Source organism: Lacibacter cauensis (assembly GCF_007830055.1).
GTDB lineage: Bacteria > Bacteroidota > Bacteroidia > Chitinophagales > Chitinophagaceae > Lacibacter > Lacibacter cauensis.
This window is the reverse complement of sequence record NZ_VLLE01000003.1, coordinates 956,289-974,387: the sequence shown is the minus strand read 5'-3', so window position 1 is coordinate 974,387 and position 18,099 is coordinate 956,289. Positions and strand designations below refer to the sequence as shown.

Below are 18,099 nucleotides of genomic sequence, written 5' to 3'. Positions count from 1 at the left end.
TTTACTAACAAGGTTTATGAACGCTTATTTAAACTACTACTGTTACTTTCGTTATTGGCGATCTGTGGCCGGTGTTTCCACCGACCATCCGGACCGCCGTCGTTGCTATATAACTCACCAAATGCTTGCCAGAAGAATCGACGTTTTATTTTTAAGCTTGCTGTTAATACAATCCTTTGTTGCCATAATCACCTCTCTTTTCATTGATTGGTTTTAGCGGAATTTGTAAGCCCCCGGTTTCAAAGAGCCATTGCCATAATTCCTTACGCATGCGGCCAATCTCATTTTGCCATGCCGGATGACGATAGAGATTTTTCTTTTCTTCAGGATCAGTGCTCAGATCATAAAATTCAGATACATCCCAAAGACCGGGGTAGAAAATAAATTTGTGTGAGCCTTCTCTAACGCCCAACGTTGTTGGTGTTTGCGGATAAGAAAACTCCCAGTAATATTCATAAAATGCTTTGTTACGCCATTCTACAGTTTTATCCTGCAGCAATGGTAAGAACGATTGTCCCTGCATATTGGCAGGTTTTGTTACACCTGCAACTTCAAGCACAGTAGGGGCAATATCAACGCCCTGGATAATCTGATCGAGTGGTTTACCATTGTGCGACATGCCCGGTGCATACACCAGTAAAGGCACTTTCTGGCTTTCTTCGTACATATTGCGTTTGTCGATGAGTCCATGTTCACCCATTAAGAAGCCATTATCACCCATGTAAATGATCATGGTATTCTCAGCAATGCCTAACTCTTCAACTGATTTACGGATGCTGGCAATACTTTCATCAATCGCCAATAACGTTTCACAATAGCGATAATAAAAATCATCGAACTGCACACGACCGTCATACATAAAATCTACACCGTGCCAGCTGTCACGCTGTGCCCATACCCATTGCGGAATATCTTTTACATTGTAATTGGTATCATTCTTCACCATCGCCGCAATCGGGCTTTTACAAACATCGCCATGCAGCTTACTTTTTTCTGTTGCTGTTAAGTTGATGGTAGAAGGATAGTTGATGGGCTTGCCATGATACTTGTTACGATGACGTGGTGCAGGCATAAATTCATCGTGCACACCTTTATGCGATACATACATGAAGAAGGGTTTATTCTTCGGTTGCTGACGCATCCATGTAGTTGCATGCTCAGTTAACAGATCGGTAATGTAGGTACTGTCTTTGTATTGTACATGCTGTCCATTAATGTTGAGCAAGGGATTGAAATACACACCCTGCCCTTTGAAACTCTCCCAATGATTGAAGCCTTTTTGCGGATCATCACCTGCATGACCCATATGCCATTTGCCGAAGAATGCAGTGCGGTAACCAACTTTCTGCAGGTACTCCGGAAAGAAATTCAGATTAGCAGGCAGTGGCGAAAAATTATCAACCACCTTATGCGTGTGTGCATACTGCCCGGTAAGAATGGATGCACGTGATGGAGAACAAAGAGAGGTTGTTACTGTTGCATTGCGCACCCATACGCCCTGCTTTGCTAACTGATCCATTGCCGGAGTTTCCAGCCAGGGAACTTTACCGGTGAAACCCATAAAATCAAACCTGTGATCATCGGTTAAAATGAAAATCACATTCATGGGCTTTTGCGCTTTTGTTTCCTGCTTCTCACGAAACGCAAACAGCGTTACAACTGTTGCGGCAAACAAACCGATGATGACGAACTTCCGGCTATCCTTTTTTTTCTTACGGCTTTGCATACGATCATTTTTCAATGCCTTTTAACTGAATCATTTTTCAGGTTAAAAAGCTGTAAATTATTTTCAAGTAGTAATAAAGGCGCTTAAATAATTATTTAAGCACCTTTATTGATAATTATCAGGTAAAACTTTACAATGATGGCTTTTTCATAAAGAAGGGTATGCTTTCAAAGCATACAACCTTCGTTAAACACATCAGTATCCGGGATTCTCAACCAAACTTGGATTGTCGGCAATTCTGTCTATACCCAATGGTAAGTAGTAGTGACGAGGCTGGAATACCCTTGCTACGCCTTCTGCATTTTTTAAGGTGATGATGTATTTTTTTGCATCAAAATCATACACATAGTTTAAGCCCTGGAAGCGCTTTCCGTTCAACTCCTGTTCAGCAATACGCCATCTGCGTAAATCCCAATATCTGTGCTCTTCAAAAGCCAGTTCCACTTGTCTTTCCTGGCGGATGTTGGCTTCTGTTAAGGCTGTACGTTGTGGCATAGCAGCCCTTGTTCTGATGCGGTTGATGGCAGTAAGTGCTTCGGTCGTTTTATTCAGATAGAATGCTGCCTCTGCATAGTTAAGCAGAATTTCACCCAGCCTGAACACAATGAAATCAGTGCTTGATTGTGCGCTTGCTGCAGGCGTCAATGCTTCATCGCAACGCTTTCGTAAATACACACCTGTTTTTTGCGTATTGCGGTCGGGTGCTTTGGCATAAAAACCATCGGGGAATTGTGCAGATACTGAATTTGGAATCATGAATGTTGCGCTGGAACTTGTAACCACCTGGCCACTGGCATTTTTATACCTGGTACTGGAATGGAAGAATACTTTCTTGCCTTGCCAGATACATTCAGGATAAAAAGTGGATGCTCTGAAACGGGGATCACGTTTGCCGAACAACGAATCGATATCATGCAGTCTTGAGCTTGTAAGCAAGGTGCGGTTCATTACACCGGATCTTCCATCCTGGTAATCGAACAGATCCACAAACTCGAGAAACACATTAAAGTTCGAGTTCCAACCCGATGTAAAACCTGCCGGTGTACATAACGCATCCCACGAATGGCCTTTGAGGAGTTTTGCATCCCATTTAACACCGAAGATAATTTCCGGATTATTATTCTCATCGGTAAATAACTGCGTAAAGTTTTTTACAGGATCAGTAGGCACCTTGTTGTATAAACTAAATGCAGGATTATCCATAATTGCTTTTGAAGCATCCATGGCAGCAGTAAAATATCTATCTGCTTCGCTTGCAGGAATACCCACTACACCATCCAGTGCTACTGTACCAAATTTTGCAATACTGCCTGCATAAAGCATAGCTCTGCTTTTGAGTGCCAATGCAGCAAATTTTGTTGGTCTGCCATAATCATTACCCGGATATGCAGCCGGCAACAATGGAACTATTTCATCCATTTCTTTAGCGATGAAATCATATACTTCTGCTTCTTTATTGCGAACAGGGTATAATTCTTCTTTAGGATCTGTTAACTGCTGTACTTTGGTAATAATGGGTACACCACCAAAACGCTTCACCATTTGGTGATAGATAAACCCACGAAGGAAACGTGCTTCACTAATTTTTTGATCTTTATACGTTTGTTCAAATGAAGAACCTTTTACACCTTCGATAAATTCATTGATTTGACGGATGGCAGTATAGGCCCAATAATCGAGCAAACCTGAACCAGTGTTGTCGTAAATTTTAATGGAAGCGATGTAAGGATCCTGCCAGTCGCCAAACGCCCGGCATTCCCCTCCAGGACCTGCTAATAAACCCATTCTGAAATTTTCCTGGTTGCCGAGTTCCTGGAACTTCGTGCGGTCGTATAAGCTAAGCAAATTTGCTTCAATGAGATTTTTATCTTTAAATACGGTTGTTCCGGCAATCATATCGAGTGGTTGTATGTCCAATACTTTGGTACAACCTATCAAGCCTGTTACAATGAAAGCAATGATTATATTTCTCATAAACTTTTATTTAAAATGTTAAGCGTACTCCGCCTGCAATGTTTTTGTGAATCGGATAGTTGCGTCCTTCACCACTTAAGTTCGCATCAGGATCAAATGTGTTCTTGTAAAATCCAAGTCTGCTGAATGTTAGCAGGTTGGTAGCAGATGCAAATACCTGCAGATTTTTGAATCCTAATTTTTTGGTCCAGTTACCACTGAAGCTGTACGATAAGTTGACGTTACGCAAACGAATGAATGTGGCGTCTTTCATCCAGAAATCGGAACGCTTGATATTATTGGGGTTTAAGCCCAATGAAGCCGCAGGCAATTGTGCCTTTGGATTGATGTTCTGCGTTGGATTTGCAGGATCTGGCTGCCAACGATAGGTATAATGATAATCGTACGGAATGGATTCGTTGGAGAACATCGAAGCAGCGGCACCGGTTACATAGAAGTTAAAGCCTGTTGAACCTTGCCATAACATTTCTAACGACAGGCCTTTGTATGTTGCGCCCAGCACTAAACTATATACAACTTCGGGGAATGTTCCTTTACCAATTTTATCCTGATCACGCCAATCGAGAATACCATCTTTATTTAAATCAACATAACGGATATCGCCGGGACGCAATGTTGTGTTACCTACACCATCCTGGTTAAATGTGAGTTTGTCAATCTCAGCCTGCGACATGAAAATACCATCTGACTTATAGCCCCAAGAGAGGTTGGTTGATTTACCCGTTAACTTGTAAATTCTGATTTGATCAGGATCGGTATACGCTGTTTCATCTCTGTACTCCCACTTGTTTTGTGTAAACGTAAACGTAGGCATAATGGAAAGCTGTACACCTCTGATCTTTGGACGGTAATCGATCATGAGTTCGAAACCTCTGTTACTTTGCTTATTAAGATTTACCGGAGGTAAGGTTGCGCCAAAAGTTGAAGGCACAGCTCTTTGCTGCGAAGCAAGGATACCATCTCTTAATCTGTAAAACACGTTTCCTTCAAATACCAGTTTGCCTTTCCACAGTGTTAAATCAATACCTGCATTGTAGTTGGTTATACTCTCCCAGGTAATGTCGGGGTTTGGAAGACCTGTGGTTGTGATGGTTTTGTAATAGGTACTTCCCATAATATATCCACCGGCATTAATATCGTAGCCTGTGAGGTAACTGAACTGGCTGGTACCATCGTTACCCGACTGTCCGTAAGAAAGCCGCAGTTTACCATTCGTAAGCCATGATGATGCGTTATCCATAAATTTCTCTTTCGAGAAAACCCAGCCAACAGAAACGCCCGGGAAATAACCCCATCTTGAATTCTTCGGGAAATTCGCACTGGCGTCTGCTCTTAAAATAAATTCTGCCAGGTACTTACCTGCATAATCATAATTTACTTTACCGATGTATGCCACTCTCGACATTTGACTTTGTGTGCCGGTATTATCCTGGAAATCCTGGCCACCGGAATAAAGTTGCTGTACAGATGGCGACAACAGATCACGACGGAAAGCCATTAACGAATTACCACCATTCTGCAGTTGTTCGGCAATACCCATTGCACTGATGCGATGGTTACCAAAGTCACGATCGTAATTCACTTTCAGCATTGGGTAAACCTGGAAGTAACGTGCATTGGTTTCTCTGAGTGTAATAAAATTACCCATGTTGGCCATGTAGGTATAAACCTTTGTATCATAGTCGTAATCATATACCTCTGCAGGCGTATTAAATACTTTCGTATAATCTGCAGACTGGCTCACCAATAAATCGGCACCAAGACGCAAGCCTTCTACGAAAGGTATTTTATAGTTCAGGCCAATTTGTCCGTTGAAAAAATTAGAGCTTGTGCGGTTGTATCCTTTCCTTTCTGCATCAATACGCAACAATGGATTGCGGGACTGGAAACCGGTGTATGCATTTTTTGTAGGATCTGGCAGGTAAGGATTGTAACGGGGTTGTGCTGTACTGAAATCAACCATTACATCTTCAATAGAACCCACCTGTTGATCCTGACCAAAACGATACTGCATATCAAAACGCAAGGAGAGGTTCTTGGCAATGGTCGCATCTACGTTTAAGCGTGAGTTATAACGCTTGTAATAATAATCACCTGATGTAAATACACTCTGCTGATTGGTAATACCCAGCGAACCAAAATATTTTAACGTTGGTGTACCACCGCTAACCGTAATACTTTGCTGCATCATGGGTGCACCGGTACGAAAGATGGCATCACGCCAGTTGTATGATTTATAGTTGGCTTCGTTGCCAGCTTTGTATTTCTGTACTACATCTTCTGTAAACTCGCCGGGGTTTAAACCGTAGTTAAGTGCAGCTTCTCTACGTAACTCAGCCCAATCGCCTGCATTTACTGTTTTCTGAAAAGCAGATGGCATCTGGTAAGTGTACGTACCAGAGTAAGTAATTTGTGGTGCACCTGTTTTACCACGCTTGGTTGTAACGAGTATTACACCGTTACCGGCTCTTGCACCATAAATGGCGGCAGATGCATCTTTTAATATTGAAACCGATTCAATATCGTTGGGATCGATACGGTTAAAGGGAGTTGGCAAACCATCCACAATTACCAATGCTGTACCATAGCCTCGTATCTGCAGGCTGGCATTGTCCTCACCAGGTAAGCCACCGGCAGTTTTTGCCAATAAACCGGGCATTCTACCCACAAGTAACTGTGAGGTATTCGGCACCGGTGCAGACTGTAAAACTTTGGCTCCTACCTGTGCTACAGCACCTGTAACAGTTGCTTTCTTTTGTGTACCGTAACCTACTACTACAATTTCCTGTTGCTGAATTTCCTGTTTACTTAAAGTAACCTGTACGCTTGTCAATCCTTTCACACTAATTTCTTTTGTTTCCATACCCACAAAAGAAATTACCAGAATCATTGCTGAATTGTCTGGTACACTGATTGAAAAGTCGCCGTTGCTATCCGTATTAACTCCTTTGCCGGTTCCTTTTACATTTACAGATGCACCCGGAAGCGGCGTTCCGCTTTCATCTGTTACTTTTCCTTTTACCGTAATGTCGGCAGGAGGCGGTGATTCTTTTGTAACAGTTGCAGTGGGTACTGCTGTTACCTTCCGCTTAATTACGATTGTATTTTCTACAATGGTAAACGTAAGCGGCGTTTTTTGCAGGCATTCTTCCAGTGCCTGCTGCAAGGAAACATTTTTGGCATCTACGCTTACATTGCCCACCAGTTCCATCATTTCAACAGTGCATATATAGTTATAGCCTGTTTGTTTTCTGATTTCCTTTAATACTTTCTGGAAGGGCGCATTCTTTACTGAAAGCGTTACCGTTTGTGAATGGGCTTCTGCAAATACCTGCATGCAGGCTGCAAAGAGAAAGACAGCAATAAGTTTCATAATCAATAGTGCCTTCCTGACAGGAGGGCATGTTTTGGTTAGTTTTCGCTCGTGCTGAAAACTAAAAGCAGTAAATGGCATAACTTCGTTTTTGGGGGTTTAACGATAAACAGTCTCAATTGGTTTGATTGCTTGTTGAAGAGCCCTGATCTTTCGCCGGGAGTGTTGCAACCACTTCCGGCTTTTTTATACGCTCTTGCCTACGATACTCGGTTTACATTGTTCTGATTTTTTACGGCATAACAATTATTTTTTTGCCTTCAATAATAAATCGCACTTCACCTGTTTGCTGCAGCATTGAAAGCACCTGCGACAGCTTTACATTACGGGAAATGCCACCAATAAAATGTTTGCTGATGTTGCTGCCCTGGTAACTTACCTCTACATCGTACCAGCGGGCCAGTTGTCTCATCACCGATTTAATATCACTGTTTTCAAACTGAAAATTTCCATCCTTCCACGCCACTGTTTCTTCCAGGTTTACATCATTAACAATCTTCATGTTGCCCGATGGTTTCAGTTGTGCCTGCTGACCGGGTTGCAAAAAATTACTTTCGCCGGCGGTAGTTACTTTTACTTTTCCTTCCAGCAAGGTGGTGCGTACAGTTTCTTCATCAGTATAACTGTTGATGTTGAAATGTGTACCCAGCACTTCCACTTCCATTCGATTCAATTGTACTTTGAATGGTCTTGTTGCATCTTTCGCAATTTCAAAGTAAGCTTCACCTGTTATTTCCACACGGCGTTCTTTACCGCTGAATACTACCGGATACTTCAAAGAAGATGCGGCATTGAGCCATACTTTACTGCCATCCGGTAAAGTAATTTTATATTGTCCGCCACGTGGTGTTTGTAATAAATTGTACGCAACCGCATCTGTTGCAGCGCCCGAACTGTTGTACAACAGTTGTCCATCTTCTTTCTTGATAATCTCTGTTGTTCCCTGCTGTGCAAGCATTCCATTACCTGCACTGTCCAGTACAATAGAACTACCATCTGCCAATGTGAGTATGGCTCTATCGCCGCCGGGCAACCTGTCTTGCTTCGGTTGAGTTTGTATATTTTTTGCTACAGCTGTACGCTTCTCTTTTTGATTCGTTAAAAGAAACACAGAAGAAACGATCAATAAAAGAACTGCTGCCGCAGCTACCCAACGGTAACGTGCAAAGCGGCCAATGACTGGTTGTTCTTCTGTTTGAGTAGTTGCTGCAAGTTTTTGCTTCGCTTCCTGTATTTTTTGGTCCCACTCGGCAGCTGCTATCAGCGGGGTTACCGTTTTAGCAGATTGCCAGAGTTGTTTTAGCTCTTCATTCAAGGCAGTTTCATCAGGTTCTTCGTTCAATAACCGCCACAGCTCTGCATATTCTGCAGAAGTTAACCGGTTATTCAGGTATTTACTTATAAGATCGGAGAGGTTCTCCTTGTTATTATTCATGTGGTGAAATGAAATGTGCTAAATAAATTGACGAACGAAAAGAAAACATGTACCAATGCGCCTTCAACTTTTTTAATAAAAACTGGTCCTAAAGCGATGATAAAACCTGCAATGCTTTTGTTCTGTATTCTTCTGTTGTTGGATACTTGTTATTTTTTTGCATTTCGTCTTTCAGGTAAGTATTCATAGCTTTGTAAAAGTTGTTGTGCAGCCCATATTGGCGAGTTTTTGCACCGGCTTCGTTGATCAACGACATTTGCTTCGATACTCCGTTCTCGTACTCATTATTGTACATCTGCCAATGTAATGCAAACGGAAGGTTCAGCTCAAAAGCAATCCGCATAATTTCCTTTGTTTCGTCGTACTGCTTTTGAAAAGTTTCAGGCTTGGAAGCATTGGCCTGGTAACCATATTCACCAATGAAAACCCGTCTGCTGAAGGGCAGTCCTGTTTTTGGTTTCAGTTTCGACTCCAGGTACGTGAAAATAGCCTGCAGATCTGCTTTTTTCTGTGCAGCAGTTTTATCCTTGATCGCTTCATAGCTGGAGTAAGAGATGAGATCAATATCAACATTTGGTATCACACTTTCTGCCACGCAAGGCTCGCCATTCATTCCTTTCAATACCAGGTTTGCTTCGATGTAATGATACACGGAAACATTCTTAGCTGTTGATGCCAGTTTTGCATCATCAATCGCTTTTTGTCTTATCTGAAACCACTTGGTCATATTTGCAAGCAACTCAGGAGCGGGCGTAACCGTTCTGTCGTAGTTGGGAATCAAGAGCCAATCGCCTTCCCAGTTACCAATTAAAAATGTTTTCCCGGAGTTATCATACGTTGTAAGTAAATAAGAAACGAAGTTGAACATTTCATCATATAATACTTTTTCTTCGGCAGCAGTTAAGGTTTTCTTCCAATCCACATTGGTAAGCGTATGCACCCAAAAAAAGATGTATTTAAAATCCATGTTACATACCGCTTTATACGGCAGGTTATTCGTGAACAACGCTAATGTGGTAGTGCTTTTTGTAACCTCGTTGATGCCATAAATATCTGCTGAGTTTTTACCCAAAGTAATTTTCAGGATGTTCGAGCCCATTTCCCGCACTTTCTTGGCCTGCTCCACCAGTTTATTTTCTGAAGTAAATTGGTAACTGCCCGATATGGCGTGTGTACCCAGTACAAAATTATACTGCTCCAGTTGTTGAAGCGTATTGGTTGGTACTTCGGGAGTTGTGTTGTTTACAGAGCCTTTTTTGCCACAGGAAAATAAAAAGACGATGAAAACCGATAACAGCTGGAGTGGTATTCTTTTCTTCATGTTAATTTGGTATGTGCCAGATTACAGACGAAGGAAAAGAAAGCGTGTACTAATGCTGAACTTACTTTTTTTGAAAATAGATGGCAAGCAGCAGAACCAGTGCGTTATTTTTTTCCAGGTAATCCCGGATAAACTGCAGTGATGCAGCAAGGTGGTTACGCACGGTATTGGATGATAAGTTGAGGGTTGCAGCTATCTCTGCATAGCTCAGATCTTCGTAGTGGCGCAGCTCAAACACTTTTTTTCGTTGAGGTGATAATTGATTGATAGCCTCTTTAATTAATGCATCGGTGTTTTTAAAAATCAGCCGGTTATCGGCATTATCTACAGCGGGGGTTTCGGTAATTGCTTCCCATAAAGCCTGCTGCAAAGCCTGGCTGCGTTTGGCCGAACGAAAGAAATCAATGGCTTTGTTGTGCGCTACCTTATACAAAAAGGCCTCGAAGTTTTGTATTTCGGTGATCGCATCCCGTCCATGCCAGAGCTTTAAGAATACATCCAGCACTATTTCCTCGGCCAGATCTTTTGATTTGGTGACTTTGTACAAATAGGCAAACAGCTGATTGCGGTACTTCCCGAATATGAGGTTAAAAAAATGCTCATCGCCCTCCTTGATTTTTGCAAGGCAATATCCGTCATCATATAATGGCTTAGCGTAATCGTTCATGAGCAATCAATAGCATCCCTGTCGTTCAAAATAACAGGAAAATAATGACATAAAGCATGGTTAATCAGGTCATATATGTCCTTAGCATAAAATTCTCAATTAATAACAACAACCAGCCTGCTCTGGTTCAAAATCTGTTGAAAGAAAAATAAAAAATAAGAGTAAACCTTAAACGACTGAATTTATGACCAGACATTCCCGGAATATAGTCGTGACTGAAGCATTTACATATAAAAAGAAAATATCATCGGACTATACTCGAAACGGGTTGCTGAAAACCGTCCTTCGTTTTTAGAAACATCTATCATTCGCTTTGACCATAACCTGTAGCTGTTACCAAATAAAAAAAGCCGCCCGTTAAAGGCGGCTCATCTAAAATGTTTCCTCAGGTTAATTATTTCTTCACGATCAACGTTTCTTCGTTGATGGTTACATTACTTTCTACTGTAAATACAACAGGCTTTTCATTGCTCTTACCTACAATTTCAAAACTTAAACCTGTAGCACCCAGTTCTTCTGTGTTCAACTGGTATTTACGTTTAATGTTTACGCCGCTTACTGTTTCCTGGTAAACGATTGCACCGGTTTCATCCTTTACTACAACCAGGAATTTTGCATATTGTGTGTTGTTGAGCGAAAGCTGAAATACTGGCTGGTTATCTAAATGTGCAACTACTTTTAATTCTGCTGAAGGAAGTACTTCCTCCGTTGTTGTTGCGTTTGCAAAGTTTACTGTAATAATTGCTGCGAAGGTTAATAAACCGATCAGGGTGTTTTTAATTGTTGTTTTCATCTTGCTTTGTTTATGCGTTTATAATTTTTTACTGTTTCTTTTCGCAGGCAAGTAATCGGGGAAAATCTGTTTCGTTTGCAGACTGTCGATTGTTTGATGTTGGAGTGTTTTTTGGTTCTCTTATTTCCGTTAGCATCATCGACAGTACAAAAGTAAACCGCTGCTAACTGCCCCACAAGTCAAATAACAGCTGCTTTTATGGCCTTAAATTTTAAAATGTTTTGCAAAAACCCTTTACAGCAAAGGGTTCCAGCCAATCCTGCACATGATGTCCAATAGCCAAAATGGATAAAAAACAGTGGAAAAAATAAAACAAATGCACTCACAACAGTTAGCAAAAAGGCGTTTACAGCAGAATTTAACAGAAGAGTGACGATTTGAGAACATCTGTTCTTTTTCGATAATTTAATCTGTTGTACTTTCGCTCACCGGAATGCACATAAAAAAGCATAATAAAAAACAACCCTCATCGCAAAGACCGTTTTTAAAAACGGTGATCAACTATTGCTTTGTTTTTTTATTGGCTTTCGTCTTCTTCCTGCAGCAGCTTTCTGCGTTTACTGTTTTAAAAATAGGTAGCCGTACTGCCAAAACAAATTTTACTGCAGCATCGTACAAAACAAATTCTTTCGCCAATACACAACTTTCAGTTCATCTACCCTACGAGTCTTCGCCGCTGGGTTTTGAAATGGAAGTGGAAGTTGCCGAAGAAGATGATACCAAAAACGATCTTGAAGCCTACTGCAATAATCTTGCAGCTATCCATGCTGTAGAAGAACAGGTGTATACTTCTTTTTTACGAAGCCGCTATTTACAATTGGCATCGTCTGTTCAAAACCAACCTACAGTTCCGTTCTTCATCCTCTACCATTCCTGGAAAAACTACCTCGCTTAATTTCTTTTTCCATCAACAAGGTTTGCAACACCCGCTAGTGCCGGGTAAACCTCATTTCTAATACGCATGTGGCTGTATGTCCACTGCAGCGTTCATTTTTCATCAACTAAACAACTAATTTAATGAAGAGGATCTTTATTCTCGCCATTGTGGCAACCGTATTTATTTTCTCCTCCTGCAAACACAAAGAGGAAGAAAAACAGGAAGACTTGAAATTTTTAGTAACAAGTCCGTTAGAAAGAGACACCATTATTTACAAAGAATATGTTGGCCAGGTACAATCTGCCAGTCATATCGAATTGCGGTCTCAGGAAAAAGGTTATCTCGAAAAGATTTTTGTAGACGAAGGACAGTTTGTAAAAAAGGGGCAACTCATGTTCAAGATTATGCCGCTTATTTACCAGGCCGAAGTAGAAAAGGCAAAAGCAGAAATGAATTTTGCTGAAATTGAATACCGCAATACAAAAAGCCTTACCGATAACAACGTTGTATCGCCCAACGAACTGGCATTGGCCAAAGCAAAGCTGGATAAAGCAAAAGCCGAACTGGCGTTGGCACAGGCACATTTAAGCTTTACAGAAATTCGTGCGCCGTTCGACGGCATTATGGATCGTTTCCAAAAACGTTTAGGCAGTCTTATAGACGAAGGCGAGCTGCTTTCTACGCTTTCAGATAACAGCAGAATGTGGGTATACTTTAATGTACCCGAAGCAGAATACCTCGACTATATTAAGAAAGCAAAAGCAAAGAATGCACAGAATGTGTTGCTGCAAATGGCAAACAAAGAACTGTTTGATGTGCCTGGTGTAGTTGAAACCATTGAAGCAGATTTCAACAACGAAACAGGTAACATTGCTTTCAGAGCCACTTTCCCTAATCCGAAAGGTATTCTCCGCCATGGCGAAACAGGAAATATCCTGATGCCTGTTACACTTAAGAACGCCATTCTTATTCCGCAAAAAGCAACCTTCGATGTGCTTGATAAAAAATATGTGTACGTGGTAGATGAGAACAACGTGCTCAAAGCAAAACAAATCACCATTGCACAGGAGTTGCCGCACGTTTATGTAGTTGGTTCCGGCTTAAGTGCAAAAGATAAAATTCTTGCAGAAGGTTTAGGTAAAGTAAAAAACAACGAGAAGATCAAATACGAGTTTGTTCCTTTTGAAAAAGAATTAGCTGAGTTAAACAATTTACACGCCGAATAAGGCAGGAACAAAAAAACAATCGAACAATGTTTAATAAGTTTATAAAACGGCCGGTTCTTGCCATTGCTCTCTCTGTGGTTATTGTGTTCATGGGGCTTTTGGCAATCAACTCATCGCCGGTAGCACAGTTTCCCGAAATAGCACCGCCAAGGGTAAATATCTTTATTGAGTTTCCCGGATCGAATGCCGATGTATTGGTAAAATCAACACTTACGATTCTTGAACGTGCCATCAACGGTGTGCAGGGTATGCAATACATGTTGAGTGATGCGACGAGTGCAAGTGAAGCAAGTATTGAAGTAATATTTGAACCAGGTACCGATCCTACGCTTGCAGCAGTAAGGGTAAAATCGAGGGTAGACCAGGTAATGACCAACCTGCCTCCATTGGTGCAACGTGAGGGTGTAATTATTTCGCCTTTGCAACCAAGTATGTTGATGTATCTGAACCTTTACAGTAAGGAAAAGAACATCGATGAAAAATTTCTCTTTAACTATGCCAACACCTACATCTTACCCGAATTACAACGTATTAAAGGGATGGGTTTTGCACAAGCGATCGGTAGCCGTGCATTCGCCATTCGTGTTTGGTTAAACCCCGAGCGTATGCGGGCGTACAGCATTTCTGCTGATGAAGTGCTGAAAGCAATTGATGAGCAAAGTGTATTGGCAAGGCCAGGTCGTGTTGGTCTCAGCTCCGGTAAAACTGCACAATCGCAGGAATATGTATTTACCTACAAAGGCTGGTACAATACTCCCGAGCAATACCAGGATATTGTGATCAGGGCAAACTCCAGTGGTGAAATATTGAAGTTGAAAGATATTGCTGAAGTAGAAGTAGGTAGTGAGTTCGTGGATATTTATTCAAATAAAGATGGTCATCCTTCTGCATCGCTTGTACTGAAACAAAACCCGGGCAGTAACGCTAATACGGTTATTGAAGATGTAAAAGCAAAACTGCAGGAGCTGAAAAAAGATTTCCCTCCGGGTATTGATTACGAGATCAACTACGACGTATCGAAATTTGTGGATGCATCGATTGAGAAAGTAATACACACCTTGATAGAAGCATTTATTCTTGTGGCCATTGTGGTATTTATCTTCCTTGGCGACTGGCGATCGACGTTTATTCCAATCCTTGCAGTACCGGTATCGCTTATTGGTGCATTTACACTCATGAAGTTTTTCGGGCTAAGCATCAACCTCATTACGTTGTTTGCATTAGTGTTAGCAATTGGTGTGGTGGTGGATGATGCCATTGTGGTGGTAGAAGCCGTGCACGTGAAGATGGAAGAAGAACATCTTTCACCATTTGCTGCTGTGAAGAAAGTAATACGTGAAATCAGTGGTGCCATCATTGCCATTACTTTAGTTATGATCTCGGTGTTTGTACCGGTTGCATTCATGAGCGGACCTGTTGGTGTACTCTACCGCCAATTCTCGTTAACGATGGCAAGTGCAATCTTCATCTCCGGTTTTGTGGCGCTTACGCTTACACCGGTATTATGTGCCATCTTACTTAAAAACACACACGGCAAACCAAAACGTAAAACACCCATCAGTATGTTTATTGATTGGTTTAACCGCACGTTTGAACGTGTTACCGGCCGATACACAAAGTTCTTAACGTTGATTGTAGACCGCAGGGTTGTTACGTTTGGAATTTTAATTGCATTTGCATTTGGTATTATGGGTGTAAACAAAGTGTTGCCTGCAGGTTTTATTCCAAGTGAAGACCAGGGACAGATTTACGCCATCATTCAAACACCTCCCGGTACAACACTGGAACGTACGAATGAAATTTCAAGAAAGCTGCAGCTCTTGGCAAAAGAAGTTGACGGTGTTTCATCGGTTACTTCATTGGCTGGTTACGAAATTTTAACAGAAGGTCGTGGTTCAAACGCTGGTACCTGTCTCATCAACCTGAAAGATTGGTCGCAACGCAAGCACTCCGTAAAACAGATTGTTGAAGAGTTGGAAGAAAAATCAAAAGACCTTCCTGCCAACATTGAATACTTTGAACCACCAGCTGTACCGGGTTATGGATCGTCTGATGGTTTCTCGTTACGTTTACTTGATAAAAGCAGTGATGTAGATTACCAGGAGTTTGACAGAGTGAATGCCGAGTTTCTTGCAGCATTGAAAAAACGAAAAGAACTCACCGGTTTGTTTGCGTTCTACTCTGCCAAGTATCCGCAATACGAGATAACAGTAGACAATGAGCTGGCAATGCAGAAAGGTGTTTCTGTTGGCGATGCCATGGAAAACCTCAACATCATGGTAGGTAGTACCTACGAACAGGGCTTTATTCGTTTCAACAACTATTATAAAGTGTACACACAGGCAGGTCCCGAATTCAGGAAACAGCCTTCCGACATTTTAAATATGTTCATTAAAAACGATCATGGTGAAATGGTGCCTTACTCTGCGTTTATGAAGATTAAGAAAACGCAGGGGCCGAATGAAATTTCCCGTTACAACTTATACATTTCATCGCTCATTAATGGTTTGCCTGCAAAAGGTTATTCATCGGGTGATGCGATTAATGCAATTAAAGAAGTAGCAGCACAATCGTTGCCACGTGGTTACGATATTGCATGGGAAGGTCTTTCGTACGATGAAGCAAGAAGAGGAAACGAAGCGTTGTATTTGTTCCTTGTGGTACTCTTCTTTGTGTACCTCATCCTGGCAGCACAGTACGAAAGCTTTATTCTGCCGTTGGCAGTGTTGTTGTCGTTACCTCCGGGCATCTTCGGTTCGTTCCTGTTATTAAAAGGTATGGGGCTTGCCAATGATGTGTATGCACAGGTTGGTTTGATTATGCTTGTTGGTTTGCTTGGAAAGAATGCGGTATTGATTGTTGAGTTTGCTGTACAGAAACACAACCAGGGTGCAACAGTATTGCAAGCAGCTATCGAAGGAGCGAAAGCACGTTTCCGCCCCATCTTAATGACATCGTTTGCCTTTATTGCCGGTTTGATTCCGTTGGTAATTGCTACAGGTCCCGGTGCGGTGGGTAACCACACCATTGGTGCATCTGCATTAGGTGGTATGTTATTCGGTACAGTGTTCGGGGTTATTGTGGTACCGGGTCTCTATTTCATCTTCGGCAAACTGCAGGAAGGTAAACACCTCATCAGAGATGAAGATGAAAATCCGTTGAGTGAAGACTTTGTTGAAAGCCGTTCTGATGCAGCATTGAGCAAGCGCATTTCAAAAATTATCAAACGAATCAGAAATAAAAATGAAGATGAAAATAACAGCTAAATACGTTGTACTTGTTCTCTGCATTGTATGGCTTGGTGCCTGTAAAATACCGGCCATCAGCAGTAAACAGGAAAACAAATCTACTCCTGCGGGTTATACCAACTCGCAGGATACAACCAATTCGGTAAAGCTACAATGGCGACAATACTTTACCGATCCATATCTTATTGCACTCATCGATACTGCACTCCTCAACAACCAGGAGCTGAACATTACGTTGCAGGAAATTGAGATGACGAAGAATGAGATCATGGCACGAAAAGGGGAATACATGCCTTTCCTGAATTTAAAAGCAGGCGCAGGTGCAGACAGATCCGGTAAGTATACATGGGATGGTATTTCGGAAGAGGACTGGAAAACCAGACCTGATAAAGGCCATAAATACATTGGTGATTTTATGGTGGGCACCTACTTTACCTGGGAGCTCGACGTGTGGAAGAAATTACGCAATGCAAAAAAATCAGCAGTGCTGAAGTATTTGTCAACCATCGAAGGCAAAAACTTTATGGTTACAAACATCATTGCAGAAATTGCTTCTTCTTACTACGAACTTACAGCACTGGATAACCTGCTGGCTATTGTGCAGCAGAACATTGAGTTGCAAACAAGTGCTTTGCAGGTAGTGAAGCTGGAAAAAGATGCAGCAAAAGTTTCGCAGTTGGCTGTTAACCGTTTTGAAGCACAGTTGCTCAACACAAAAAATCTGCAATTCGAAATTCAGCAGAAGATTGTTGAAACAGAAAACAGAATCAATTTCCTCGCAGGGCGTTTTCCGCAACCTGTTGCACGCAATGCAGCTTCGTTCAATAACATGATCCTCGATCCTATTTTTGCTGGTGTACCATCGCAACTGCTCTCCTATCGTCCGGATATTCGCCAGGCAGAATTAGAACTTGCAGCCGCAAAACTGGATGTGCAGGTAGCTAAGGCAAATTTCTATCCATCGTTTAGTTTAAACGCAGGTGTGGGGCTACAAGGATTCAATCCTGTGTATTTGATCAAACCGGAATCGATCCTGTATAATTTAGCAGGCGATATGATTGCGCCGTTGGTTAATAAGAATGCAATCAAAGCAACCTACTTTAATGCCAACGCCAAACAAATACAGGCAGTTTACAATTATGAACGTTCTATTTTGAATGCGCACATTGAAGTGGTGAACCAGCTTTCCCGCATGGATAACTTTACAAAGAGTTATGAGACAAAAGCGAAGGAAGTAGACATTCTCACACAATCCATTACCATTTCCAACAATCTCTTCCGTTCTGCAAGAGCAGATTATATAGAAGTGTTGCTTACACAACGTGAAGCATTGGATTCGAAGATTGAACTGATTGAAATTAAACTGAAACAACTCGATGCCAAAGTAAATATTTACAGGGCATTGGGCGGTGGCTGGAATTAATTGCAACTACAGTTATAGCAAAAGGCTTCATCGAAC

At 41.6% G+C, this 18,099-nt stretch carries 11 protein-coding genes; 4 read left to right on the top strand and 7 right to left on the bottom strand.

The window, feature by feature from the left end; all coding sequences use genetic code 11:
• Positions 1-163: 163 nt before the first annotated feature.
• From IQ13_RS09475 to IQ13_RS09445, 7 genes are all read right to left on the bottom strand, one after another.
• The gene (locus IQ13_RS09475; RefSeq protein WP_144886100.1) at positions 164-1,726 is read right to left on the bottom strand and encodes a sulfatase family protein; all 1,563 of its coding nucleotides are present in this window, start codon (positions 1,724-1,726) and stop codon (positions 164-166) included.
• Positions 1,727-1,921: 195 nt separating this feature from the next.
• Positions 1,922-3,700, bottom strand: coding sequence for a RagB/SusD family nutrient uptake outer membrane protein (locus IQ13_RS09470; RefSeq protein WP_144886099.1), 1,779 nt, complete (start codon positions 3,698-3,700; stop codon positions 1,922-1,924).
• A 10-nt stretch (positions 3,701-3,710) separates the two neighbouring features.
• Positions 3,711-7,073: a TonB-dependent receptor gene (locus tag IQ13_RS09465; protein ID WP_158637361.1), complete on the bottom strand. Its 3,363-nt coding sequence runs from the start codon at positions 7,071-7,073 to the stop codon at positions 3,711-3,713.
• A 232-nt stretch (positions 7,074-7,305) separates the two neighbouring features.
• Positions 7,306-8,508, bottom strand: a complete 1,203-nt coding sequence (locus IQ13_RS09460; protein WP_144886097.1) for a FecR family protein — start codon at positions 8,506-8,508, stop codon at positions 7,306-7,308.
• Between the two features lie 88 nt (positions 8,509-8,596).
• Complete coding sequence (locus tag IQ13_RS09455) at positions 8,597-9,829, bottom strand: hypothetical protein (RefSeq protein WP_144886096.1); 1,233 nt, start codon at positions 9,827-9,829, stop codon at positions 8,597-8,599.
• Positions 9,830-9,890: 61 nt separating this feature from the next.
• A complete protein-coding gene (locus tag IQ13_RS09450; protein ID WP_144886095.1) occupies positions 9,891-10,496 on the bottom strand; it encodes an RNA polymerase sigma factor in 606 nt (201 codons plus the stop codon).
• 394 nt (positions 10,497-10,890) lie between these two features.
• On the bottom strand, positions 10,891-11,289 hold the full coding sequence (locus IQ13_RS09445; RefSeq protein ID WP_144886094.1) for a hypothetical protein: 399 nt from the start codon (positions 11,287-11,289) through the stop codon (positions 10,891-10,893).
• Between the two features lie 433 nt (positions 11,290-11,722).
• On the opposite strand from IQ13_RS09445, the gene IQ13_RS09440 reads away from it, so the two are divergent.
• The 4 genes from IQ13_RS09440 to IQ13_RS09425 all read left to right on the top strand — a co-directional run bounded on the left by IQ13_RS09440 (position 11,723) and on the right by IQ13_RS09425 (position 18,063).
• Entirely contained in the window at positions 11,723-12,184 is a 462-nt protein-coding gene (locus tag IQ13_RS09440) for a hypothetical protein (RefSeq protein WP_144886093.1), read from the top strand.
• 122 nt (positions 12,185-12,306) lie between these two features.
• The gene (locus tag IQ13_RS09435; RefSeq protein ID WP_144886092.1) at positions 12,307-13,392 is read left to right on the top strand and encodes an efflux RND transporter periplasmic adaptor subunit; all 1,086 of its coding nucleotides are present in this window, start codon (positions 12,307-12,309) and stop codon (positions 13,390-13,392) included.
• Positions 13,393-13,418: 26 nt separating this feature from the next.
• Positions 13,419-16,658, top strand: coding sequence for an efflux RND transporter permease subunit (locus IQ13_RS09430; protein WP_144886091.1), 3,240 nt, complete (start codon positions 13,419-13,421; stop codon positions 16,656-16,658).
• Positions 16,636-18,063, top strand: coding sequence for a TolC family protein (locus IQ13_RS09425; RefSeq protein ID WP_242009519.1), 1,428 nt, complete (start codon positions 16,636-16,638; stop codon positions 18,061-18,063). Before IQ13_RS09430 ends, IQ13_RS09425 begins: the two co-directional genes overlap by 23 nt.
• The last annotated feature ends 36 nt before the right edge of the window (positions 18,064-18,099 follow it).

Excerpts from the sequence above, each read along its gene's own strand:
- IQ13_RS09425 (WP_242009519.1), top strand. The coding sequence starts at position 16,636 with ATGAAGATGAAAATAACAGCTAAATACGTTGTACTTGTTCTCTGCATT.
- IQ13_RS09465 (WP_158637361.1), bottom strand. The coding sequence starts at position 7,073 with ATGAAACTTATTGCTGTCTTTCTCTTTGCAGCCTGCATGCAGGTATTT.
- IQ13_RS09475 (WP_144886100.1), bottom strand. The coding sequence starts at position 1,726 with ATGCAAAGCCGTAAGAAAAAAAAGGATAGCCGGAAGTTCGTCATCATC.
- IQ13_RS09470 (WP_144886099.1), bottom strand. The coding sequence starts at position 3,700 with ATGAGAAATATAATCATTGCTTTCATTGTAACAGGCTTGATAGGTTGT.
- IQ13_RS09455 (WP_144886096.1), bottom strand. The coding sequence starts at position 9,829 with ATGAAGAAAAGAATACCACTCCAGCTGTTATCGGTTTTCATCGTCTTT.
- IQ13_RS09435 (WP_144886092.1), top strand. The coding sequence starts at position 12,307 with ATGAAGAGGATCTTTATTCTCGCCATTGTGGCAACCGTATTTATTTTC.
- IQ13_RS09450 (WP_144886095.1), bottom strand. The coding sequence starts at position 10,496 with ATGAACGATTACGCTAAGCCATTATATGATGACGGATATTGCCTTGCA.
- IQ13_RS09430 (WP_144886091.1), top strand. The coding sequence starts at position 13,419 with ATGTTTAATAAGTTTATAAAACGGCCGGTTCTTGCCATTGCTCTCTCT.
- IQ13_RS09440 (WP_144886093.1), top strand. The coding sequence starts at position 11,723 with ATGCACATAAAAAAGCATAATAAAAAACAACCCTCATCGCAAAGACCG.
- IQ13_RS09460 (WP_144886097.1), bottom strand. The coding sequence starts at position 8,508 with ATGAATAATAACAAGGAGAACCTCTCCGATCTTATAAGTAAATACCTG.
- IQ13_RS09445 (WP_144886094.1), bottom strand. The coding sequence starts at position 11,289 with ATGAAAACAACAATTAAAAACACCCTGATCGGTTTATTAACCTTCGCA.